Raw genomic sequence first — 23,787 nt, 5'->3', positions numbered from 1 at the left:
CAAGCGGTGGCCGGGTATCCCCGAGAACCAGAAGGTTTCGGGAAAATATAGGCAAGGTTTATGCCGGACGATTATGTGGGTGTTTATTCGCTTTCCTGATCTTCTACAAAGACCAGTTGCCTGAAGTTTTCATGCTGGTGCAAGCGCTCGAAGCTGGGGTCCACGGAGGCATCGTCCCGGTAGGCCTCGGAGATGTCGATGGCCCGGGTCAAGGTGGCTACCGCATCTTCCCAGCGGCCAATCTCGGCATACGCGCAGGCCAGCTGATAGTGGGCATGGCCGTTGTCGGGGGCCAGTTTCAGGGCGCGCTGACACAGGCTTATGGCCCAGAGAGGTTCCTGCATTTCCAGCACCGCATCGGCTTTGTAGCTCAGGGCTTCCACATCGTCCGGGCGCAGATCCAGGATCTGGTCGTAGGCGGCAATTTTGTTTTGTTGGGAGGTTTCCTGGCTGGCTTTCAGCCACAGCCCGTGCACTTCATTGGTGCGTTCAATCTCCGCCTGGTTCTGGTGAATGATTTCGGATTTCTGATGCAACTGGTCTTCGATGGATTGCAGTCGATTTTCATACTCGATTACCAGTTCGTTGACCCGCTTTTCGGCCAGGCTGGTGAGCTGGCTGCGCATGTCACGAATGGAGTTCCAGCCAATTACCACGAGGATCGAGGTAGCACCGGCAATCAGGTAAAAGAAATAGGTGACGGTGTCGGTGGCATAGGACATGGTTTTGTCCGCGACCGACAGTTCCTTTTCCACGACCTTCTCGATCAGTTCCGCCCGGGTTTCCAGGATTTCCTTGCGCAATGCCTTGGTTTCTTCCAACAGGTACAACTCCACAAACGGTGTGTACATGGGCTTTTTGTCCAGGGTCTTGATGCTTTCCTCCACATCTTCGGCGGTCAATTCCTTTTTCGGCCCGAGTTCCTGTTGTTGTCCCTGGGCATGGCCGGCCAGTGCAAAGGCAAGGATTAAAGTGAAGATGAACCTGATCATTAACCGTGTCCGCGTGATGGTGAGTGTAAAACAGAGACCTTAGCACAGTGGTTGCCAGAAATAATGCCGTGGGAGGATTGTGGTAACCCCCACTTGCATTACGGGTTGCGACAGCATCTAATATTTAGAGGTATAAACAGTCATTGAAGGTGGAGTAAGGCGTGAGCAGTTACGAGCAGGTGTTGGTGGCGCTTCGGCGGGTTATCCGGGCAACGGATCTGCATTCCAAGCGGTTGAGCAAGCACGCCGGCCTGACCGGGCCACAGCTGTTGATCATGCGCACCATCCGGGACCTGGGGGAGGTGACCATCGGCACCATTGCCGAGCACGTCAGTCTCAGCCAGGCAACCGTGACCACCATCCTGGATCGCCTGGAACACCGTGGCTTGGTGTATCGGGTGCGCAGTACCCGCGATAAACGCAAGGTGCACGCGCACCTGACCGAGCAGGGCGCGGAACTGCTGGCCCAGGCGCCCAATCCCCTGCAGGAGGACTTCGTACAGAAGTTCCAGAGCCTGGCCGAGTGGGAACAGACCATGATCCTGGCGTCCCTGCAGCGGGTGGCCAACATGATGAACGCCGACGACATCGACGCCTCGCCGGTTCTGACTGTCGGCTCTATGCTGAAAGACGACGGTTGGAAGGAGAAGGCTTAGAAGCGCTTTTTATCCCCCTCTCCCCCGGCCCCTCTCCCGCAAGGGGAGAGGGGAGGGATATCGCCAACTTTTAGTAAACCATTCCCTCTCCCCTTGCGGGAGAGGGCCAGGGAGAGGGGGGTTAGTGAACAGAAGCCCCCTTCCTGGGCTTGCTGGCGAAACACACCTGGAATACGTCGTTGTAGTGCTTGGCAAAGTTCACCGACAGCCCTTCCTTCAGATACTCCGGCAACTCGTCGTAATCGCCCCGATTGGCCTCCGGCAGTATCAGGTTGCTGATCTTCTGCCGCCGGGCGGCAATTACCTTCTCCCGAATACCACCCACGGGTAGCACCTGCCCGGTCAGGGTCAGTTCGCCGGTCATGGCGATGTTCTGCTGGGGCGCTTCTTTGCGGGCAATGGACAGCAGGGCCGTGGCCATGGTCACACCTGCGCTGGGGCCGTCCTTGGGCGTGGCGCCCTCGGGCACGTGCAGATGCACGAACGACTTGTCGAAGAATGTGGGGTCGCCCTTGTATCGTTTGAGGTTCGACGACACGAAGCTGTAGGCGATCTCGGCCGACTCCTTCATTACATCCCCCAACTGGCCGGTCAGTTTGAAGCCACGCTGGCTGGAATGTACCCGTGAGGCCTCGATGCTCAGGGTGGCGCCACCCATGGCGGTCCAGGCCAGGCCGGTGACCACGCCAGTGCCTTTCAGGGATTTCTCTTTCCGGAAAGCGGGTTGCCCCAGGTAGCCGGTGAGGTCCGAAACGCCCACCTTCACCGGCTGGTCCGGGTGCTCCAGCAGTTTCACGATGCCCTTGCGGATCACCTTGTGCAGTAGCTTCTCCAGGCTTCGCACCCCGGCTTCCCGGGCGTAGCCTTCAATGATCTGGCGAATCGCGGCATCGGTGATGTTCAGCTGTTTCTTCAGCAGGCCAGCGCGCTTGAGCAACCGGGGCATCAGGTAATGCTTGGCGATGGCCAGTTTCTCTTCGCTGATGTAGCCGGACAGGCGGATGACATCCATGCGGTCCAGCAGGGGCCGGGGGATGGTGTCCAGCTGGTTGGCGGTGCAGATGAACAGGACCTTGGAGAGGTCCATGCGCACGTCCAGGTAGTGATCCAGGAACTCGCGGTTCTGTTCCGGGTCCAGGGTTTCCAGCAGCGCCGAGGCCGGGTCGCCCTGGAACGAGCTGCCGATCTTGTCGATCTCATCCAGCATGATCACCGGGTTGGCCACCTTGCTGTCCTTCAATGCCTGCACGAACTTGCCCGGCATGGCGCCGATGTAGGTGCGCCTATGGCCCTTGATTTCGGCTTCATCGCGCATGCCGCCCACGCTGAACCGATAGAACTTCCGGCCCAGGGCATCGGCCACCGAATGGCCGATCGAGGTCTTGCCCACGCCCGGTGGGCCCACCAGCAGCAGTATGGAACCACTTACTTCGCCCTTGAATGTGCCCTCGGCCAGGAACTCCACAATGCGGTCTTTCACATCTTCCAGGCCATCGTGATCCCGGTCCAGGATGCGCCGCGCTTCGGCCAGGTCGAAGTGGTCCTCGGAATGGATGCCCCAGGGTACCTGGGTGAGCCAGTCCAGATAATTTCGGGTCACGCCGTATTCCGGTGAGCCCTGTTCCAGAACCTGCAACTTTTCGATTTCATCGTCGAAGCGTTCCTGCACGGCCTCGGGTGGGTTGAGCTCGGCCAGGCGCTTTTCAAAACGCTCCACGTCGGCGGTCTTGTCGTCCTTGGCGATACCCAGCTCCCGCTGGATGACCTTCAACTGCTCGCGCAGGAAGAACTCGCGCTGGTGCTTTTGTACCTTTTCGTTTACTTCCTCGTTGATTTCGGTCTGCAGGCGCGCCACTTCCTGCTCTTTACGCATCAGGAGCAGGACTTTTTCCATGCGCCGCAGCAGGGGCACGGTATCCAGCACATCCTGCAGCTCGCGCCCGGGCGCGCTGGTCATGGACGCACCGAAATCCGCCAGTGGCGAGCTGTCGTCCGGCCCAAAGCGGGACAGGTATTGCTTCACTTCCTCGCCATAAAGCGGGTTGGTGCGCAGCAGTTCTTTAATGGCACTGATAATGGCCAGGGTGTAGGCCTTGAGCTCATCGGCCGGCTCTTCCGGTTCTTCGGGATACTCGACCTCTACCAGATAGGGCGGGCGACGGCGTAGCCACTGCACGATGCGAAAACGCTGCAGTCCCTGGGCGATGAACTGCACCTTGCCGCTGTCGGTCTGGGCGTGGTGTACCCGCACGGCGCAGCCCATGGTCTCCACCTCATCGCTGCCGGGCACGCCGGTTTCGGACTTCGGGTCCTCGACAAAACACACACCCAGCACCCGGTGATCGGTTTCACCCACACGTTTGAGGGTTTCCTGCCAGGGGTCCTGGTCCACCATCACCGGCTGTACCTGGGCCGGGAAGAAGGGGCGGTTGGACACCGGCAGGACGTAAATGCGGTGAGGCCGGCTGTGCTCGGGTAATGCCAGGCTTTTGCTGTGCTCGTCTTTGCCAATGTACTCGGTGATGTCTTCTTCGAATTCTTCCATGGAGTCGTTGCGGTTTTCGTCTGCCATACCGAATCTGCTCTCTGGGCTTGATAAGGGATTACAGCTTATGTGACGGCGGCTGTGAGTTTTTCAAGTTGGCTTGATTTACCGGCCTTTGCCACCATATGGCTATACACTTAAAGGCTAAACATTTTTCATTCTGGTTCAGGTGCCCGATACATGAGTGATTCTCCGTACATCTTTGACGCCACCGCCGACAATTTCCAGCAGCAGGTCATGGAAGCCTCGGCAAAAACGCCGGTACTGGTGGATGTGTGGGCGGACTGGTGTGCTCCCTGTAAGCAGCTAATGCCCATCCTCGAAAAGCTGACCAACGAGTACCAGGGCAACCTGCTGCTGGCGAAAGTGAACGCTGACCAACAGCAGGAACTGACCGCTTCCCTGGGGGTGCGCAGCCTGCCAACCGTTATTCTGGTGAAGGATGGCCAGGCGGTGGATGGCTTTAACAGCGCCCTGCCGGAAAGCGAGTTGCGCAAGTTGCTGGAAAAGCATGTGGAGGCACCGGCGGAAGATCCCTATGAAAAGGCCCACGCGCTCTGGGAATCCGGTGATGTGGATGGCGCCCTGGCGATCTTCACGGAGATGAACCAGAAAGACCCGGAAGACGTCGACATTCTGATTGACCTCGCCCAGCTGAAAGCCGAAAAGGGCGACCTGGAAACCGCCGAGCAGGTGCTGGATAGCTTGGCACCGGAGGACAAGTTGGGCCACAAGGCCAAGCAGTTGGCCGCCCGCGTGAAATTCCTGAAGCAATCCGGGGAGCTGCCACCGGAAGCGGAACTGGAACAGAAGCTGGAAGCCAATCCAAAAGATCCGGAGGCCTTGCACCAGTTGGCACTGCACAAGATCCTGCAGGAGCAGAACGCCGAAGCAATGGACCTGCTGATCCGCCTGATGCAGGCGGACAGTCAATACAAGGACGGCGTGGCCAAAACCACACTGGTGGAGTTGTTTGAAAAGCTGGGGAATAACAACCCGGATGTGCGGACTTACCGTCGCAAGCTGTACGCGATGATGTACTGATTCAGGCGGGCGCTCGTAACAGCGCCTACTGATAAAGGGCTGTTTTCAAGGAGTGAAGATGATTCACGCTAAGCGGGCACTCCCGTTCTTTCTGCTTTTGGTGCTGCTAAGTGGCTGCGCCTCTCGCCAGTACGCCACTTCACCGGCTGTTGGTGTGGAAACCGCCAGTTGCAGTGAGGTGTTCTCCGATTGGCAGCAACGGGTTGATGCCGGCAATCATTTCGACGCCCAGGCGTGGTCACCGCCGGGCTTTCCTTATTTGAGAGTGAATCGGCTTCTGGCCAGTTTTCCCGTGGATAAACTGAGCCGACCCCAGCAGCAGGCCTGGCTGGAGCGTGCCCATGAGATGGCGGTAACCGCCTGGCACCATGAGGCGGCGAGTATGGGGAATGATGCCTCCGCGCAATTGCCGGAATTGCAGCGCTGCGGCCAAAGGGCCATGGCGCGGTTGCTGGAAGATGACCACCAGTGGCGGGAGTTAGCCGAAGCCTCGCAGGTTCCCGACAGTTATAACAATGTTGCCCGGGTGCTGGGCGGTTATCCGGCGGTTGCGCCGGTGGTGCGTTGGCGGGCCGGCGTGGTAATGAATGAGTTGATGGATCAGTTCGAGGCTTATCACCCGGCACATGCCTGGCGAGCTTATGAGCCCGCGACTCCCAGCCCGGTGATTGATCCGTCTGATCTGGTGGGCCGGGCCTCGGCTCGCAGCCCTCTGGGCATTCCGGTGTTCAGTGACAAAGAGCGAGAGGATCTGTTATCCCTCTATGCCCCCACGTGGGTAGTGGAAACCGGTGGTCCCTATGATGTGCCAGGGCGGCCAGGCCGGGATACTGGCGGTGAGCTTCGGTTTCAGTCCGAGCCGGTGGTATTCACCAAGGTGGCTTACACGCGCTTTGATGGCGAGGTGCTGCCCCAGCTCGTCTATACCGTCTGGTTTTCCCGCCGCCCGTCGGAGGCTGCCTTTGATATCGTGGCCGGAGAGCTCGACGGCCTGGTCTGGCGGGTGACCCTGGGCCGGGATGGTCGTCCGCTGATTTATGACGCCATTCATCCCTGCGGCTGTTATCACACCTGGGTGCTGGCGCCGGATGGTCTCAAGCCTGTTGGCCCGGTGGATTACTGGGAGGAGCCCCTGTGGATAGCCGGCACGGCGCCGCAGACTGACCGTGGGCTGGTTGTATTCCTTTCGTCCCTCACGCACCAGTTAAAGGACGCGGCAACGGTGTTGCCGGAGGACGTGTCCAAAGCCCGATCCTATGCCATTGAGCCCTACGACAACTTGCGCGGCCCCTCCTTTGCCGGCGAGCGACTGTTTGGTGAGGATGGCATGGTGGCCGGCACCGAACGCCCCGAGCGCTTCCTGCTCTGGCCCACCGGCGTGCCTTCGGCCGGCGCCATGCGCCAGTGGGGGAACCATGCCACGGCGTTTGTGGGCACGCGGCATTTTGATGACCCCTGGCTGCTGCAGGAATACTTCTGGTTGCCTGAATAACCGAGCGGACCATCGCGCAGACACAAAAAAGCCGGGGCAAGCCCCGGCTTTTTGATCAGGCAACGGCGTAATCAGGCGTTGCCTTTCTTCATTTCCTCGAACTCGTCCTCAAAGAAGAATTTTTCTTCCCCGAACGCCGGTTCCAGCTCGTGCAGCCAGGTGGCTGTGTCGCTGTACTTGGCGAAGAACGGGCGCTGTACCCAGTCCGGGTTGCGGCCCTGCAGGAAGCGCAGGACAAAAACCTTCTCGCCCTTGATCTCGGTAATGCCCTGGATTTCCACCTTGCCGGGGCCTGCACTCATGCTGGGGCCACGGGCGGTGCGTGACAGGCCGGACACCTTCTTCATGGCCTCGCGGTAGATGTGGTAGGCCTCGGCCAGGGGCACTTCGAAGTAGTTCTTGGCGCCGGTGTCCCGCTCCACAAACATGTAGTAGGGGATGATGCCCAGCTTCACTTCCTTCTGCCACAGCTTGGCCCAGGCATCGGCATCGTCGTTCACGTGCTTGATCAGCGGGCCCTGGGCGCGGATCTCGGCACCGGTGGCGCGAATACGGCGGATGGCCTCTTCGGCGATGTCGGTGGTGATTTCCTGCCAGTGGTTGTAGTGCGCCATGATGGCCACGTGCTTGCCGGCATCGACCAGCTTGGCGAACAGCTGGATCAGCTCGTCCGCGTCCTTGTCGGTCACGAAGCGATACGGCCAGAAGGTCAGGGCCTTGGTGCCGATCCGGATGGTCTGGATGTGGTCGTACTCCGGCTGCAGCAGCGGCTCCAGGTATTGCACCAGGCTCTTGGTTTTCATCACCATGGGGTCGCCGCCGGTGACCAGCAGGTCGGTGACCTCTTTGTGCTCGGCCAGGTAACCGTGCAGCTTCTCGGCTTCGGTGCTGGCCATTTTCAGGTCCTTGTCACCGACAAACTGCGCCCAGCGGAAGCAGAAGGTGCAGTAAGAGTGGCAGGTCTGGCCCTGGGCCGGGAAGAACAGCACGGTCTCGCGGTACTTGTGCTGCACACCGTCCAGCACTTCGCCGTCCAGTTCCGGCATGTTCATTTCCATCTGGCCGGCCGGGTGCGGGTTCAGCTCGTCGCGGATTTCCTTGGCCACGGCCTGGATTTCTTTCTTGTCGGCGCCGTCGCGGTGCATCTGCGCCATGCGCTCGTAATGTTCGTCCTTCAGCATCCCTTTTTGAGGGAAGACAAGTTGATAGATGGGATCGTTCGGTACCTTGTCCCAATTGATCAACTCATTGATCACGTATTCGTTGACGCGGAAGGGCAGCACGCTGGCGACGACCTTCATTTCGAACAAAGTCTCTTCCGGGAGATTCTGGATCGCTTCAATCTTGTCTAGCTGGCGGTCCGTAAAAACCTTGAACCGGCGTTCCTCGAATTCCTGAACCGGGATCTGATTCGGAAAGGTGACGATGGAGTTCATAGATCGCCCTCTGTATATGAGCCAAAAAATAAAAGGAGGAGGGTGCACCGCCTCCGCTGGTTAAAAAACGGGCAGGCAAGTATACAGAAATGGAAATTTATTTTCAGGTCTAAAGGTTAATTGTTGGGGGATGCGGAAAATTGGGTGTTTTTACGTAGGAAACCTTAAAAAAGGTGTTTTTTGAAGGATTGAAACGCCCGTTTGCTTGTTGTTTTGTGTGTTTTTGTAGTAAAACTACGGAAGTTCTCTAAACAAAGACAATCCAGAAAGTTTGCAGGGACTGTTCTATGCTTGAGACAGTCCAATCTACTGCTGAGAATCCCGAGGGGAGGTTTGATGTACCAGGACGATGATCCCATTGAAACCACAGAGTGGCTCGATGCACTCGAGTCACTGATTGAAAACGAAGGTGTGGAGCGGGCCAAGTTCATCCTTGAGCGTTTGTCTGAACGCGCCAGCCGCGATGGCACCGTGTTGCCTTACTCCATCAATACGCCGTTCCGTAACAGTATTCCTGTGTCGCAACAGGCGCAGATGCCGGGCGACCTGTTCATGGAGCGCCGCATCCGTTCATTGATCCGTTGGAACGCCATGGCCATGGTGGTACGGGCCAACAAACGCCCGGGCGAACTGGGTGGCCATATCTCCACCTTCTCCTCGGCTGCCACGCTGTACGACGTGGGCTTCAACTATTTCTTCCACGGTGGCGACGACAAACGCGATGCGGATCTGGTCTATTTCCAGGGCCACGCCGCACCCGGTATTTATGCACGGTCCTTCCTTGAAGGGCGGTTTGATGAGTGGCAGCTGGATAAATTCCGCGAAGAAGTGGACGGTGAGGGTCTGCCTTCCTACCCGCACCCGTGGTTGCTGCCGGACTACTGGCAGTTCCCCACGGTTTCCATGGGCCTCGGGCCGATCCAGGCCATTTACCAGGCCCATGTCATGAAGTACCTGGATAACCGCGAGCTGATCGATTCCGACAAGCGCAAGGTCTGGGCCTTCGTGGGTGACGGCGAATGTGACGAGCCGGAAACTCTGGGCTCCATCTCCAAGGCCGGCCGGGAAGGGCTGGATAACCTGATTTTCGTGGTCAACTGTAACCTGCAGCGCCTCGACGGCCCCGTGCGTGGTAACGGCAAGATCATCCAGGAACTCGAAGGCGTATTCCGTGGCGCCGGTTGGAACGTCATCAAGGTGGTCTGGGGCCGCATGTGGGACCCGCTGTTCGAGAAAGACGACGACGGCGTGATGCAGAAGGCCATGGACGAAGTCTGCGATGGCGACCTGCAGAACTACGTGTTCAAGGGCCCGGCCTACACCCGCAAGGAATTCTTTGGCCGGTATCCGGAGCTCTCCAAGATGGTCGAGAACTGGACCGACGAAGAGCTGCTGAAGCTGAACCGTGGTGGTCACGACCCCTACAAAGTCTACGCTGCTTACCAGAAGGCGGTCAGCCAGGCCAACGGCAAGCCGACCGTGATCCTGGCCCATACCATCAAGGGCTATGGTTTCGGTCAGGCCGGTGAGGCACAAAACACCGCCCACTCCCTGAAGAAGCTGGACCTGGATACCCTGAAAGACTTCCGCGATCGCTTCGCCATTCCGCTCAAAGACGATGAGCTGGAAGACGTTCCCTACTACCGCCCGGCGCCGGACAGCCCGGAGCTGGTGTACATGAAGAAACGGCGTCAGGAGCTCGGTGGTTTCTATCCCAAGCGCAACAAGGACTGCCAGCCCCTGAAGATTCCCGATCTGGATATCTTCAAGCAGATCCTGGAAGGCTCCAACGGCCGGGAAATCTCCACCACCATGGCTTTTGTGCGCATTCTTACCGCGCTGGTAAAAGACAAGCGCATCGGCAAGCGCGTAGTGCCGATCGTGCCGGATGAGGCCCGGACCTTCGGTATGGAAGGGATGTTCCGGCAGTTGGGCATCTACACGTCCGAAGGCCAGAAGTACGTCCCGCAGGACCGTGAGCAGATCATGTACTACCGGGAAGACAAGAAAGGCCAGATTCTGCAGGAAGGCATCAACGAAGACGGTGCCATGGCCACCTGGATGGCGGCGGCCACGTCCTACAGCACCAACAACTTCCCGCTGATTCCGTTCTATGTGTTCTATTCCATGTTCGGCTTCCAGCGCGTGGGTGACCTGGCATGGGCTTCCGGCGACATTCAGGCCCGGGGCTTTTTGATCGGCGGTACCGCCGGCCGCACCACCATCAACGGTGAAGGCCTGCAGCACCAGGATGGCCACAGCCATGTACTGGCCAACACCATCCCGAACTGCCGTGCCTATGACCCGGCCTTCGGTTATGAAATGGCCGTGGTGATCCGCCAGGGCATGAAGGAAATGTTCGAAGACAACCAGAACGTCTTCTACTACCTGACGGTCGAGAACGAGTTCTACGAGCAGCCCGCCATGCCGGACGGCTGTGAAGACGGCATCATCAAGGGCATGTATCAGTTTAGCTCGGTGAACGCGAAGGGCGGCAAGAAGGCTCCAAGGGTGCAGCTCCTGGGCTCTGGCGCCATCTTCAACGAGGTGACCGCCGCTGCCGAACTGCTCAAGGAAGACTGGGGCGTGTCCTCCGACGTTTGGAGCGTCACCAGCTACAACGAACTGGCCCGTGATGGTCAGCACGTGGAGCGCTGGAATCACCTGCATCCGGACGACAAGCCGCGCAAGGCTTACGTCACCGAGATGATGGAAAAGCAGCAGGGGCCGGTGGTGTCTTCCACTGACTATATCAAGCTGCATTCCGAGCAGTTGCGGGCGTTCATCCCGAAAACCTACATGACCCTGGGTACTGATGGTTTCGGTCGCAGTGACACCCGGCAGAAACTGCGCAATTTCTTCGAGGTGGATCGTTACTACGTGACAGTGACCGCTCTGGCGGCTCTGGCCAAAGACGGTGACATCAAGCAGGAAACGGTACTCGAAGCCATGCGCAAGTACGGAATCGATCGCAACAAACCGAACCCGGTGCTGAGCTAAGGAGACCGCCATGAGTGAACAGGAAATCAAGGTTCCCGATCTCGGCGGTGCTGATGAAGTCGAGATCATTGAGATTACCGTCAGTGAGGGGGATTCGGTTGAGGAAGAGGATCCGATTCTGACCATCGAATCCGATAAGGCTTCCGTGGAGTTGCCCTCGCCGGCGGCTGGCAAGATCACCAAGATCACCGCCAAGGTGGGCGACAAGGTGAAGGAAGGCGATGTCGTCGGCACCATTGAAACCAGTGGTGATTCGGGCAGCTCCGATGAATCGGATGCCGGTGACGAAGAGCCGGAAGCCGACAAGCCAAAAGCCGACAAGAAAGAAACCGGGGAAGAAGAGGAAAAAGACGACAGCGAGCCCAAAGACAGGGAAGAGGACAAAGAGGCCGGCGAGGAAAAGTCGGAATCGAAGGAAGCCCAGTCATCCTCGAAGAAAAAGGGCGGTTCTCGCAAGGAAACCGTCAAGGTGCCGAACCTGGACGGCTTCGAAGACGTGCCGGTGATCGAGATCAACGTGGCCGCAGGCGACACCGTGGGCGAGGAAGACCCGCTGGTGACGGTGGAGTCCGACAAGGCGACATTGGAAATTCCTTCTCCCTATGCCGGCAAGGTTGAAAAAGTGCTGGTAAAAGAGGGTGACAAGCTTTCCGAGGGCGACGACCTCCTGGAAATGACCATCGAGGAAGAAGGTGGTGAGGAAGAAGAGTCGTCTGAGGCCAGCGAGACTGAAGAGAAGGCTGAGGAAGGCAAGTCCGACGAGAAGAAGGATGAAAAGAAGGCTTCCAAAGAATCTTCTGGCCAGGAAGAAAAGCCGTCACAACAGGAAGGCTCCGATTATGAGCCCCCGGCTGCGGGCACCAAGGTTCACGCCGGCCCGGCCGTGCGCAAGCTGGCCCGGGAATTTGGTGCGGACCTCACCCGGATCAAGGGTAGTGGCCCGAAAAACCGCATCCTCAAGGACGATGTCCAGGCCTACGTGAAAGGTCAGCTGCAGCAAACCCAGCAGGGTGGCGGTGGCGCCACTGCCGGTGCCGGCATTCCAGGCGTGAAATTGCCGGACTTCAGTCAGTTTGGCGAAGTCGAGCGCGAAGGCATGTCCCGCATGATGGCGGCTACCGCCGTTAACATGCAGCGCAGTTGGTTGAACGTGCCCCACGTGACCCAGTTTGACGAAGCCGACATCACCGAGATGGAAAGCTTCCGCAAGGCCCAGAAGGCGGCCGGCGAGAAGAAGGGCGTCAAGATGACCCCGCTACCGTTCCTGCTCAAAGCCTGCGCCGCCGCGCTGGCGGAACTGCCACAGTTCAACGTGTCGCTGGACATGGAGCGCAAGGAAGTGGTGCACAAGAAGTACATCCACATCGGCATTGCGGTGGACACCCCGCACGGCCTGATGGTGCCGGTACTTCGCGACGTGGACCAGAAAGGTCTGTGGGAACTGGCGGCCGAGAGCGCCGAGCTGGCCCAGAAGGCCCGGGACAAGCAGCTCAAGCCACAGGAGATGCAGGGTGCCTGCTTCACCATCACCAGCCTGGGAGGCATTGGCGGTACGGCGTTCACGCCGATCGTGAATACGCCGGAAGTGGCGATCCTGGGTGTGTCCAAGGCGGCGATGAAGCCAATCTGGGACGGTGAGGACTTCCAGCCACGGCTGATGCTGCCGCTGTCATTGTCCTACGACCACCGCGCCGTGAATGGTGCCGATGCGGCCCGGTTTACCAACCTGCTGACGCAGCTCCTGGGGGATATTCGTACCTTGTTGCTGTAGCGGGCTGGTTGCGAAGCCGCTGCAAGAAAGACCCTGGCCTTCGGGCCGGGGTTTTTTGTATTCGGGCTTTGCCGGAATGGTCGGCATTTTGATTTAGTAGCCGGGTTATTTCGGTGGCTCAAGAGCGCCGGTGCATACCCTTCAGGACACGCGTCTAGCCATCCATGGGGCTTATTTCGGGCCATCCCTGGCCCTCAATAGTCCTGAAGGGTATGCCCCGGCACTCTTGGTTTCGGTTTTGTGATATCGCTGTAATTTACCTGCCGATAAACGCAGAAACCCCGGCCGAAGCCGGGGTTTCTGCTGAGTTAACTTCTAATCTAGGAAGGAATTAGAAGTTGTACTGGGCTGCGAACAGCAGACGGTTTGCGTCGCCGTCGTCTCCGCTTACGTCCTCAGTCATCAGGTACTGGTATTCAACACCCATCATGACGTTGTCCACAGGCGAGAACTGGTAGTTGGCCATGAGCGCCTGGTTGGTTTCAGCAGAGCCGTTGACTACGGCCAGCTGGCTAGCGTTTGAGGCAAAGTCTTTCTTCGCATCATCATAGTCATTGGTTGCCATGCCATAAACAACATTGACTTTGCGGCCGTCGCCGAGATTGATGCTGGTACCGAGGGTGCCGCCCATGGTCTTGATGGTTTCGACATCACCGTTAACTACATAGGCGTCAGGTCCATAGTAGTTCTCGCCAGTGCGCCACATGTACTGGTTGGCGCCATCGCTGTAGTTCACAGAACCCTGGATGGAAACCATGTCAGTAATCGCGATCTTACCGGCCAGGAACGCACCGTAACCCATTGCGCTGTCGTCAGAGGTGCCAGTGTCATAGGCTACCTGGTGAACAAGTGCTGCAGCCGAGTAGGAGAAGCTGCCAGCAGAGTCTTCAAAGCGAGCTGTCAGTGTTGGCATGCCATCTTTGGCGCCGGACGCCTCAGCCCAGTCCCAGCTTGACTTGGGTGTGGCCGGATTTTCTGGATCGAAGCTTTCGGTTTCTTTGATGGTTACCAGAGAGCTACGAGGCTCCTCAACAGAGAAGGACAGGGGGCCAGTGGTGTAGCGCAGCTGAGCGGTACGACCAAAGAGGCCAGCGGCTGAAACTGAGTCAAAGTCCAGAGTTGAAGTAAAGCCTACGAAACTGTTGAAGTTGGACCAGGTCTGACCGGCGAGGACACCGTTGTATTCGCCATACGCGTGACGCAGGCGGAGGTTGCCACCACGGAAGTCACCTTCCACGACCATTTTTACACCTTCAGGTGACATGGTCTTGATGCCAATGCGGCTTTGCACTGCGTCGGCGTCGAAGTAGCCAGTTGCTTCGTTGTCTTCAGCTGCGCCGGTGTTGATTTTAGAGAAGTCGCCAGCCATGGTCGAAGTGGTTACATTCTCGTCGATGTCATAGGCCGCGTTCAGTCGGGCATAACCATAAATGCTGGTATCCCAATCACCTGTCGGCACATCGAGTGCAAGGGCCTGGCCTGCCATACCAAAAGCAGCTACGGCCGCGGTCGCTCGGATTGCCATTCTGAGTTTGTTGTTTTGCATCGTCGTTTTCTCCAATCGATTTGTTTTTGTTGGACCCAGAAAACAAGGTAGTTACGAATTCGTGACAATTCAAACACATTTGGCGGATATTTAGACGAATGTCTATAGATTGCTTAGAGGGCTAAAACGGTAGTTATGGGAATCATTGTCGTTGTCAGGCTTTGACCTCGGGGTACGACCGTGGTGTTGATTAGCCCGAAGTCATGTGATCGGCTGTTCTTATGCTTTTCATGACGTATTATGATGACAATTGAGTGTTTCTTATTACCAATGACTTGAGAGAGATCCATGAACAGAGAACCTGTCTCCCGCGAACTGTTTGATGAAGTAATGGTGCCCAACTATGCCCCCGGCAATATCATCCCGGTGCGCGGTGAAGGCTCCCGCGTGTGGGACCAGGACGGGCGTGAGTTTGTGGATCTTCAGGGTGGCATTGCGGTCACCAGCCTGGGCCACGCTCATCCGGGCTTGCTAGGGGCGTTGCAGGAGCAGTCGGAGAAGATCTGGCACCTGTCCAACGTGATGACCAACGAGCCGGCATTGCGCTTGGCCAAGACGTTGTGCGACCTGACTTTCGCCGAGCGGGTGTTTTTCGCCAACTCCGGTGCAGAGGCTAACGAGGCGGCATTCAAACTGGCTCGTCGTTATGCCTGGGACAATGTGGGTCCGGAGAAACACGAAATCATCTCCTTCACCAATTCCTTCCACGGCCGCACCCTGTTTACAGTGGCCGTTGGCGGCCAGCCGAAATACCTGGAAGGCTTTGAACCCGCACCGGGCGGAATTCACCACGCCACCTTCAATGACCTGGAGTCGGTGAAGGCGCTGATCTCCAAGGAGAAAACCTGTGCCGTGGTGGTGGAGCCCATTCAGGGCGAGGGCGGTGTGCTGCCGGCGGACCCGGAATTCCTCAAGGGCCTGCGCGAACTTTGCGATGAAAACGATGCACTGCTGGTCTTCGACGAAGTCCAGACCGGCGCGGGCCGCACGGGTTACCTGTACGCCTATGAAATGTATGGCGTGACCCCGGACATCCTCACCAGCGCCAAGGGCCTGGGTGGTGGCTTCCCGGTGGCGGCCATGCTTACCACTGAAAAAGTGGCGGCCAGCCTGAGTGTGGGCACCCACGGCAGCACCTACGGCGGTAATGCCCTGGCCTGCGCCGTGGCGCAGAAAGTGGTGGATACCGTCAGCCAGCCGGAAGTACTCAAGGGTGTCAAAGCCCATTCCGACATGCTGCGCAAAGGAATGATGGATATCGGTGAGCGCTACGGCGTGTTCAGCGAAGTGCGCGGTGCCGGTTTGTTGTTGGGATGTGTATTGACGGAAGAGTGGAAAGGTCGGGCCAAGGATTTCCTGGCTGCCGGCCTGGAAGAGGGGGTGATGGTACTGATCGCTGGTGGCAACGTGGTGCGCCTGGCGCCGTCGCTGATTATCCCCGAAACGGATATCGAAGAAGCCTTGCAGCGCTTTGAACGCGCGGTGGCAAAACTGACTGGCCGCTAACTGCTCTTGGGCCTGCCAAGGTGCTAGCTGACTTTGGGCGCATGCGGGCCGGAAGTACTTGATGATGAGTGTGCTTCAGATTAAGGAGACTGTCGGGTACGGCTTGGAAGGAGTATCTGAAGCCATGGATGGCTTCAGCTAAGCGAACAGGGATGTCTCGAGCGTCTCCTGGAAAGCCGTACCCGATGGGCTCCGAATAGAAAGCACCAAATAAGCAGGCCTGAAAAGCGAAAAACTCCCACACCAGGAGCCGGATAATGCTAATAACAAGGCCCATACAAGAGCAGGACCTGAACGACCTTTACGAACTCACTGGCGCCGCCGGCAACGGCCTGACCACACTGCCCCAGGATCGGGACTTCCTGCGTCGCAGGATCCGAAAGGCTCGCGATACCTTTGAAGGCCGGTGTTCGCCGGATGCCGGCCTGTATCTCTTCGTGCTGGAAGACCTCGAACAGCACCACTGCGTGGGTGTTAGCGGCATCCAGGCCCGGGTGGGGCTGGATGAGGTGTTCTATAACTACCGACTGAGCATCACCGTGCACGACAGCCGTGAGCTGGATGTGCATGTTCGAACCCCTACGTTATATCTCACCAACGACATGACCGATGCCACCGAGATCGGCTCCCTGTTGCTGTCCGAAGACCGCCGGGGCGGTGGTGCCGGATTACTGCTTTCCCGCAGCCGGTTTCTCTTCCTCGATGAATTTCGCCAGCATTTCTCCGACAAGATTTTCGCCGAGCTGCGGGGAGTGTCCGATGAGCAGGGCGTCAGCCCGCTTTGGGACGCGTTGGGGCGGCGTTTTTTCGATATGGATTTTGTCGAGGCAGACCGGTTGTCTGGTCTGGGCAATAAATCCTTTATTGCTGAGTTAATGCCCCGCTTTCCCATCTACCTTTCACTGCTGCCGGACGCCGCCAGAGAGGTCATCGGCCAGGTGCACCGGGACACCCGGCCCGCGCTGGAAATGCTTCAGTCTGAAGGTTTCAACTTCAATGGCCTGGTGGATATTTTTGACGGTGGCCCAACGATGGAAGCCTTCCTGCACAATATCCGCACCATCCGCCAAAGTTTTGTGCGACCGGTGGTTGAAAGTGACGGGCCAGTGCCAGATGACAATGACACCGCTCCCTTGCTGATGGTCTGCAACCGAAGTTTTGATGACTTCCGGGTTGGTCTGGTATCCGCAACTGAATTGCACAAGACGGGATTAAGGCTGTCGAAACAGGCTATGGCAGCCCTGCAGGTAAGGGAAGGGGATGAGGTGCGCGTTGCGCCCTTGAAAGACAAGCCATTCTGAACAATACCTGTAAGTATAAGGCAGTTATTCTGTTTCGATTTCCTCACGGGCCAAGGAGGTATGTATGAGCCATGCCCTTAGCGGAGATATCTATATTAACGGCCTCTGGCTGCAGGGACACGACGCGGTGTTCGAATCCCTGCACCCTGTTTCCGGCGATGTGATCTGGGATGGTAATGCCGCCAATCTGGAAGATGTGGATGCGGCCGTCCGGGAGGCGCAAAGGGCGTTTCCGGGGTGGCGCCGGAAAAGCTTCTCGGAGCGCCAGGCGATGGTGGAAGCCTTTGGCAAACAGCTGGAAGCCAACAAGGAAGAGCTGGCCAGCCTGATTGGCAGAGAGACGGGGAAACCCCTGTGGGAGGCCCGTACCGAAGTAGCTTCCATGATCGGTAAGATCGATATTTCCGTGAAGGCGTACCACGATCGTACCGGTGAGTCGGAAACCGAGGCTCCCGGTGGCCGTGCGGTATTGCGCCATCGCCCGCATGGCGTTGTCGCGGTGTTTGGTCCTTACAACTTCCCGGGCCATCTGCCCAATGGTCACATTGTGCCGGCCCTGCTGGCGGGCAACGTGGTGGTGTTCAAACCCAGTGAAATGGCTCCGGGCGTTGCCGAGTTAACCGTGAAGCTCTGGGAAAAAGCCGGCCTCCCCGAGGGTGTCATCAACCTGGTACAGGGCGGCGCCAATACCGGCAAGGCCCTGGCCAATCATCCGCTAATTGATGGGCTTTTCTTCACCGGCAGTGCGTCGGTTGGACACAAGCTGCATGAACAACTGGGTGGCCAGCCAGAAAAAATCCTGGCCCTCGAAATGGGGGGTAACAACCCATTGATTGTTCAGGGTGTCTCGGATGTGAATGCGGCCGTTCACCACATTGTCCAGTCCGCGTTTGTATCCGCCGGGCAGCGCTGCACCTGCGCCCGCCGTTTGCTGGTGCCAAAAGGCAAGAAGGGCGATGAGATTATCGATCGCCTTCTGGAAGTCACCGCCAATCTGCAGGTGGGTGAGTTCGACGCCGACCCGCAGCCGTTTATGGGGGCAGTGATCTCTGCCGAGGCAGCGGAGAAGCTGCTGGACGCGCAAACGGCCATGGTCGACCAGGGCGCCAAACCCTTGCTGAAAATGAAGCCTGTGGAGCTGGAGACCGGTCTGTTGTCGCCCGGCATTCTTGACGCCACCGGCCTGGAGTTGGGCGACGAGGAACACTTCGGGCCCTTGCTGACCGTCTACCGCTACAACAGCTTTGACGAGGCACTGGAACTGGCCAACAACACACGGTTTGGTCTGGCGGCCGGCATTCTGACCGACGACCGAAAGCTCTATGAGCGGCTGGCGGAAGAAGCCCGGGCCGGTATCGTCAACTGGAACCGGCCTTTGACCGGCGCCAGCAGCGGCGCGCCCTTCGGTGGCGTGGGTGCCAGCGGCAACCATCGGCCCAGCGCCTATTACGCGGCGGACTACTGCGCCTGGCCCATGGCATCGCTGGAAGCCGACCACATCGAGTTGCCGGAGAAGCTGGCTCCGGGCCTGAACTTTGACTGAACCGATAACATTGATGGGAAAGGGGTTCCACCATGGTAATGCATGCCGTTGAAGCCAACTTTGATGGTCTGGTGGGCCCGACCCACAACTACGCCGGGCTTTCCTGGGGCAACATCGCCTCGAAAGCCAATGTGAATGCCGCTTCCAATCCAAAGGAGGCGGCCCTCCAGGGGCTGGCCAAGATGAAACGGTTGGCGGACCGGGGCTATGTGCAGGGCGTGTTGCCGCCCCACGAGCGACCGCATATTCCCAGCCTGAGACGGCTGGGCTTTGAGGGCAGTGACCGCCAGGTTCTGGAACAGGCGGCGAGCACAGCTCCGGCCATCCTGGCAGCGGTGTCCTCTGCCTCGGCCATGTGGACCGCCAACGCGGCAACGGTTTCCGCCAGTGCCGACACCGCCGACCACCGGGTGCACTTCACCCCGGCCAACCTCTGCGCGAAGTTCCACCGCTCCATCGAACACCCGGTCACAGCCCGGGCATTGAAAGCCATTTTCACCGATGAAAGCTGCTTCGCCCACCACCCGGCTTTGCCATCGGTGGCCCACTTTGGCGATGAAGGCGCGGCCAACCACACCCGCCTGAGCCGGGGCCATGGTGAGCCGGGCGTGGAGTTGTTCGTGTACGGAAAAAGCGCCTTTAACGCTGAAGCTCCCGCCCCGGCCCGGTATCCCGCCCGGCAAACCCTGGAAGCTTCCCAGGCCGTGGCCCGCCTGCACGGACTGACCGACCGCCACGTCGTGTTTGCCCAGCAAAACCCCGCCGCCATTGATGCCGGCGTGTTCCACAACGATGTGATTGCCGTGGGCAACGGCAACGTATTGTTTTATCACGAACAGGCGTTCATGGAAGAAGAACGGGTGCTGGCGGATATCCAAAAGCGCCTGCCTGGCGCGAAGCTGGAGGCCGTACGCGTGACCTCTGAAGAAGTGCCTCTGCAGGACGCCGTCGCCTCCTACCTGTTCAACAGCCAGCTATTGAACACACCTGACGGTATGTTGCTGGCCGTACCCGGGGAATGTCGGGAAATTGAGTCTGTCAGCCGCTATCTGGACAACCTTCTGCGCCAGGACAGCCCCATCACCAGCGTGGAAGTCTTCGACGTGAAACAGTCCATGCGCAACGGCGGCGGCCCCGCCTGCCTGCGTTTGCGTGTACTGCTCACCGACGAAGAACTGAAAGCCATGAACCGGGGGGTGATATTGACCGACGCCCTCTACGAGCGGCTGGTCACCTGGGTGGAAGCGCACTACCGGGACGAGTTGACCCAGGAAGACCTGGCCGACCCCATGCTACTGGACGACAACCGCAAAGCCCTGGATGAACTGACCGGCATCCTTGGCCTCGGCAGTATCTACGACTTCCAGTTATAGCCCGGTGCTGCGGGCCTGACCAACAGCCCCACCCGCTGCCCCACTGGTACCGCCGGGTTCGGAAACACAATCGCCTCCGGCGCCGTGCCCACCTGGTAACGGGTTTGCCCGTCTTCCCAGATCACCGTGCCCGGCTGGTATTCGGTGAAGTTGGCCACATCGTCCGGTACATGAAACTGGAACGATGGCCCCGTGTTGAGGATCTCGTGCACCACTTCGAACACCGTCAGATGATCAAACGGCGGCCCCGCCTCCGGCGCAGGTAGCCCGCCAAACCGCCGGCGCAGGGCCTGCTCAATACCCCGGAAACGCCGAAGATCGTTATGGCCAAACGGCCTCACCTTGCCCAGCTCTATCGTAAAGCTCTCCGCGCCCAGGAAACTGGCCGAGAAGGCTGAAAACACCGTTGATTCCTTGTGCTGAAGCAGCAGCGTTTCCACCTCGGCTTCCAGCAAAAACGCGCATTGGTCCGCAGGCGGCACTGAACGCCCTTCGGAATACGGATACAACGCAAACCGCTCCCGCTTCGAAGGCCGGATCGCCGTGTGCAGATCGTAATGGCTCAGCGCCAGCCCATGATGTGCCATGGCAAACTGCCGGCACATCTCCTCCAGAAACCGCGCCCGCCGGGCCTCTGGCAGCCCGTCATAGTGGCTCTCCCGGTGCGCCCCATTGAACAGCCGGTTCAGATTCACATCCATAAACCGCTCACCCGCCACCATGGCAGGCGGATTGCCAAGAATCAGGAGCAGGGGGCAGTCGAGCTCCCATTCACCGGCCAGCAACTCCGACACCAGGGCGTTCAACACCTCAATCGGCGCAGTCTCGTTGCCATGAATGCCGGCGGACACAATCAGCGCTTCCTGGTTCGGGTTGGCCCGCTCCGCTGGCGGTGTGAGCCACAGCACGCCGGTGCCTTTGCGGGAAATGCGAGTGCCATCGGGTAACTCAGTCTTGGTTTCGGGGAGTTCGGAATCGGCGTTGGCGAGGGTGTGGGTGAGCCAGTCGCCGTGGAAATCGAAGAGGTGATTTGAAGCGTTCATATTATCCCCGGCATTTGTTGTGATTCTGCTAAAGATAACTCAAGTGTCTGGGGGCAGACGGCAGGGAACGCCTTCCGGGAATTTCGAAGGCCATGGATGGCCTGAGATAAGTGCACAGGGACGTGCTTGTAGCGGTTCCCGGAAGGCGTTCCCTGTTGGCTGGCCTTGCACCATAGGCTCGTAGCGTTATCCGGAAAGGCATCCCCAGCGGCAGTTCTTGCACCCGAAACCTAAGAACTGACTGGTCTTTGATGCCTCAAAAGATGATTCTCCAGCTTCCGGAACGCAAACACCAGCATGAACGTCAGCGCCATGTAGCACAGCGCCACAAAAATAAACGCATCAAACGGCGCATAAAACCGCGAGTAAATGTTCCGCGCCGCGCCGGTCAGATCCACAATCGTCACCACACTGGCAATCGCACTGGCGTGCAGCATGAAAATCACCTCATTGGCATAGGCCTGCACCGCCCGGCGAGCCGCGCTGGGCAGAATAATCCGCCGTATCCGCATGGCCCAGTTCATGCCATAGGCCTTGGCTGCCTCAATCTCGCCATGGGGCGTGGCCACAATTGCACCCCGGATGATCTCCGTGGTGTATGCCGCCGTGTTGAGCGTGAACGCCAGCAGCGCCGGGTAGAACGGCTCCCGGAAGATTGTCCACCAGAAGGTATCCTGAATGCCGGGAATCTGCGCGACACCGTAGTAGATGATGTATAGCTGAATCAGCAACGGCGTGCCGCGAAACAGATAGGTGTACAGCCAGATCGGGCCGGACACGAACGGATTCTTCACCGTGCGAAGAATCGCCAGTGGCACCGCCACCACCAGGCCAATCACCAGGGACAGGAATACCAACTGGACCGTGGTCACCAGCCCGTCCCAGTATTCCATCAGGGTCATCGCGGTGAAAATATCGTTCTGGTTCAACCACTCGACAATAAACTCAGGCATCGTTTAATTCCCCTGCACCACGCCGGCATGCGCCCGCTTGTCGAGCCACTTGATAAACAGTTCCGAAGCGGCCGTCAGGATCAGATAAACCGCAGCCACCGGAATGAAGAAATGAAACGGCATGCGTTCGGCTTTTGCCGCTTCCTCGGCCACCCGCACCATATCGGTCAGGCCGATGATGGACACCAGCGCGGTGGTTTTGAGCAATACCTGCCAGTTGTTGCCGATACCGGGCAGGGCGTGGCGCAGCATCTGAGGAATCATGACCCGGCGGAAGGTGTGCCAGCGGGTAAAGCCATAGGCTCGAGCCGCTTCAATCTGACCCGTTTCCACTGCCAGGAAGGCGCCTCGGAACGTCTCGGTCATATAGGCACCGAAAATCAGGCCGATGGTGACAATGCCGGAAATGAACGGGTCGAACTGGAAGAAAAAGTCGATGTCATAGGCTTCCCACAGATAATCCGAGAGCATATTCACTCCCACCTGGCCGCCATAGTAGAAAAGCAGCATCATCACCAGGTCAGGTACGCCCCGGACCAGGGTGGTGTAAGTGGAAGCAAAACCGGCCAGGAACCGATTGCCGGAGAGTTTTGCGCTGGCGCCAAGCAGGCCCAGGACAATTGCCAGAGCCAGGGAAAAGAAAGCCAGCTCAACGGTAACCAGCGCCCCTTCGGCAAGCTCCGGGCCATAACCTTTCAGATCAAACATGAGAATATCCGGAAAGGGGAGCAGCGCAGCGGCTGCTCCCGAACACGATTAAAACAGACGGGTCAGATCTTGATGTCGTAGCTGAAGTATTTCTTCATGATGTCATCGTAGGTGCCATCTTCCTTCAGCGTCTTCAGGGCGGCGTTAACTTCTTTTGTCAGGTCGCGGTCACGCTTACGCATGGCCACACCAACGCCCTGGCCCAGTTTTACCGGCTCGCCCACTTCCTTGAAACCTTCGCGGTTCAGGATGGTCTGCTCACCCACCGGGTAGTCCACGAACACCACGTCCAGGCGCTGGCCTTCGAGGTCCAGGACCATGTCTTCGGCGGTGGTGTAACGCTTGATGTTGACCGTGCCGCCCATGTTCTCGGTTACGTAGGTGTCCATGGTAGTGCCACGCTGTACGCCAACGGTCTTGTCTGCCATGGCGTCCATGTTGGTCACATCGGTATTGAAGTTGTCACGGGCGAACCAGCCACCCGGGGTGATGTAGTAGGGCTCGGAGAAGTTGACGCGCTCGGCCCGCTCTTCAGTGATCGACATGGAGGACATGATCAGGTCGAATTTGCGCGCCAGCAGGCCCGGAATCATGCCGTCCCACGCTTGAATCACAAATTCACAGTTGGCCTGCATTTCCTCGCACATGGCTTCGGCCAGTTCGACTTCGAAACCGGTCAACTCGCCATCGTCACTGCGGTATTCAAACGGCTCGTAGGGTACATCGAAGGCGATGCGCAGATCCCGGTCCTGTGCCTGGGCGCTGCCAGCCATTACGGCCAGGGCGGTCGTTGCTGCAATCATCAGTTTTTTCATGCGTCACTTCTCCAGTCGTTTGCCTTTTGGGCTTTATTCTTTATGGAAGTTTCGTGTTCCAGT

At 58.4% G+C, this 23,787-nt stretch carries 17 protein-coding genes; 9 read left to right on the top strand and 8 right to left on the bottom strand.

Features of this window, described 5'->3' with window-relative positions; translation table 11 throughout:
• Window positions 1–83: 83 nt before the first annotated feature.
• Window positions 84–992, bottom strand: coding sequence for a TPR end-of-group domain-containing protein (locus BY454_RS00475; RefSeq protein ID WP_104414667.1), 909 nt, complete (start codon window positions 990–992; stop codon window positions 84–86).
• A gap of 161 nt (window positions 993–1,153) precedes the next feature.
• Between BY454_RS00475 and BY454_RS00470 the strand changes: the two genes are divergently transcribed.
• Window positions 1,154–1,648 carry a MarR family winged helix-turn-helix transcriptional regulator gene (locus BY454_RS00470; RefSeq protein WP_104414666.1) on the top strand — a complete coding sequence of 165 codons (495 nt, stop codon included), beginning with the start codon at window positions 1,154–1,156 and terminating at the stop codon, window positions 1,646–1,648.
• A 121-nt stretch (window positions 1,649–1,769) separates the two neighbouring features.
• On the opposite strand, the gene lon is transcribed toward BY454_RS00470, so the two are convergent.
• A complete protein-coding gene (gene lon, locus BY454_RS00465; RefSeq protein ID WP_104414665.1) occupies window positions 1,770–4,220 on the bottom strand; it encodes an endopeptidase La in 2,451 nt (816 codons plus the stop codon).
• Between the two features lie 153 nt (window positions 4,221–4,373).
• Between lon and trxA the strand changes: the two genes are divergently transcribed.
• A complete protein-coding gene (trxA, locus tag BY454_RS00460; protein WP_104414664.1) occupies window positions 4,374–5,237 on the top strand; it encodes a thioredoxin in 864 nt (287 codons plus the stop codon).
• 58 nt (window positions 5,238–5,295) lie between these two features.
• Window positions 5,296–6,729 carry a hypothetical protein gene (locus tag BY454_RS00455; RefSeq protein ID WP_104414663.1) on the top strand — a complete coding sequence of 478 codons (1,434 nt, stop codon included), beginning with the start codon at window positions 5,296–5,298 and terminating at the stop codon, window positions 6,727–6,729.
• 71 nt (window positions 6,730–6,800) lie between these two features.
• Here the strand turns inward: BY454_RS00455 and BY454_RS00450 are convergent, their stop codons facing one another.
• Window positions 6,801–8,165 (bottom strand): KamA family radical SAM protein, encoded by a 1,365-nt coding sequence (locus tag BY454_RS00450; protein WP_104414662.1) that lies wholly within the window; start codon window positions 8,163–8,165, stop codon window positions 6,801–6,803.
• A 336-nt stretch (window positions 8,166–8,501) separates the two neighbouring features.
• Here BY454_RS00450 and aceE point away from each other — a divergent pair, with 336 nt between their 5' ends.
• Window positions 8,502–11,165: a pyruvate dehydrogenase (acetyl-transferring), homodimeric type gene (aceE, locus tag BY454_RS00445; RefSeq protein ID WP_104414661.1), complete on the top strand. Its 2,664-nt coding sequence runs from the start codon at window positions 8,502–8,504 to the stop codon at window positions 11,163–11,165.
• 10 nt (window positions 11,166–11,175) lie between these two features.
• Complete coding sequence (gene aceF / locus BY454_RS00440; protein ID WP_104414660.1) at window positions 11,176–12,936, top strand: dihydrolipoyllysine-residue acetyltransferase; 1,761 nt, start codon at window positions 11,176–11,178, stop codon at window positions 12,934–12,936.
• A gap of 331 nt (window positions 12,937–13,267) precedes the next feature.
• Here the strand turns inward: aceF and BY454_RS00435 are convergent, their stop codons facing one another.
• Window positions 13,268–14,482: a DcaP family trimeric outer membrane transporter gene (locus tag BY454_RS00435; RefSeq protein WP_104414659.1), complete on the bottom strand. Its 1,215-nt coding sequence runs from the start codon at window positions 14,480–14,482 to the stop codon at window positions 13,268–13,270.
• A 288-nt stretch (window positions 14,483–14,770) separates the two neighbouring features.
• On the opposite strand from BY454_RS00435, the gene BY454_RS00430 reads away from it, so the two are divergent.
• The 4 genes from BY454_RS00430 to astB all read left to right on the top strand — a co-directional run bounded on the left by BY454_RS00430 (window position 14,771) and on the right by astB (window position 20,205).
• Entirely contained in the window at window positions 14,771–15,988 is a 1,218-nt protein-coding gene (locus tag BY454_RS00430; RefSeq protein ID WP_104414658.1) for an aspartate aminotransferase family protein, read from the top strand.
• Window positions 15,989–16,245: 257 nt separating this feature from the next.
• On the top strand, window positions 16,246–17,289 hold the full coding sequence (gene astA, locus BY454_RS00425; protein ID WP_104414657.1) for an arginine N-succinyltransferase: 1,044 nt from the start codon (window positions 16,246–16,248) through the stop codon (window positions 17,287–17,289).
• Between the two features lie 64 nt (window positions 17,290–17,353).
• On the top strand, window positions 17,354–18,832 hold the full coding sequence (gene astD / locus BY454_RS00420) for a succinylglutamate-semialdehyde dehydrogenase (protein WP_104414656.1): 1,479 nt from the start codon (window positions 17,354–17,356) through the stop codon (window positions 18,830–18,832).
• Window positions 18,833–18,864: 32 nt separating this feature from the next.
• Entirely contained in the window at window positions 18,865–20,205 is a 1,341-nt protein-coding gene (gene astB / locus BY454_RS00415) for an N-succinylarginine dihydrolase (RefSeq protein WP_104414655.1), read from the top strand.
• On the opposite strand, the gene astE is transcribed toward astB, so the two are convergent.
• From astE to BY454_RS00395, 4 genes are all read right to left on the bottom strand, one after another.
• Window positions 20,187–21,248 carry a succinylglutamate desuccinylase gene (gene astE, locus BY454_RS00410; RefSeq protein WP_104414654.1) on the bottom strand — a complete coding sequence of 354 codons (1,062 nt, stop codon included), beginning with the start codon at window positions 21,246–21,248 and terminating at the stop codon, window positions 20,187–20,189. The genes astB and astE overlap by 19 nt on opposite strands.
• 230 nt (window positions 21,249–21,478) lie before the next feature.
• Complete coding sequence (locus tag BY454_RS00405) at window positions 21,479–22,201, bottom strand: ABC transporter permease (RefSeq protein WP_104414653.1); 723 nt, start codon at window positions 22,199–22,201, stop codon at window positions 21,479–21,481.
• 3 nt (window positions 22,202–22,204) lie between these two features.
• Window positions 22,205–22,909 carry an ABC transporter permease gene (locus tag BY454_RS00400; protein WP_104414652.1) on the bottom strand — a complete coding sequence of 235 codons (705 nt, stop codon included), beginning with the start codon at window positions 22,907–22,909 and terminating at the stop codon, window positions 22,205–22,207.
• A gap of 62 nt (window positions 22,910–22,971) precedes the next feature.
• Window positions 22,972–23,724, bottom strand: a complete 753-nt coding sequence (locus BY454_RS00395; protein WP_104414651.1) for a transporter substrate-binding domain-containing protein — start codon at window positions 23,722–23,724, stop codon at window positions 22,972–22,974.
• Window positions 23,725–23,787 lie beyond the last annotated feature (63 nt).

Origin of the sequence: Marinobacter persicus (assembly GCF_002934325.1) — a bacterium.
GTDB lineage: Bacteria > Pseudomonadota > Gammaproteobacteria > Pseudomonadales > Oleiphilaceae > Marinobacter > Marinobacter persicus_A.
Note: the sequence above shows the minus strand (reverse complement) of the source record. Positions and strands in the feature narration are given on the sequence as shown.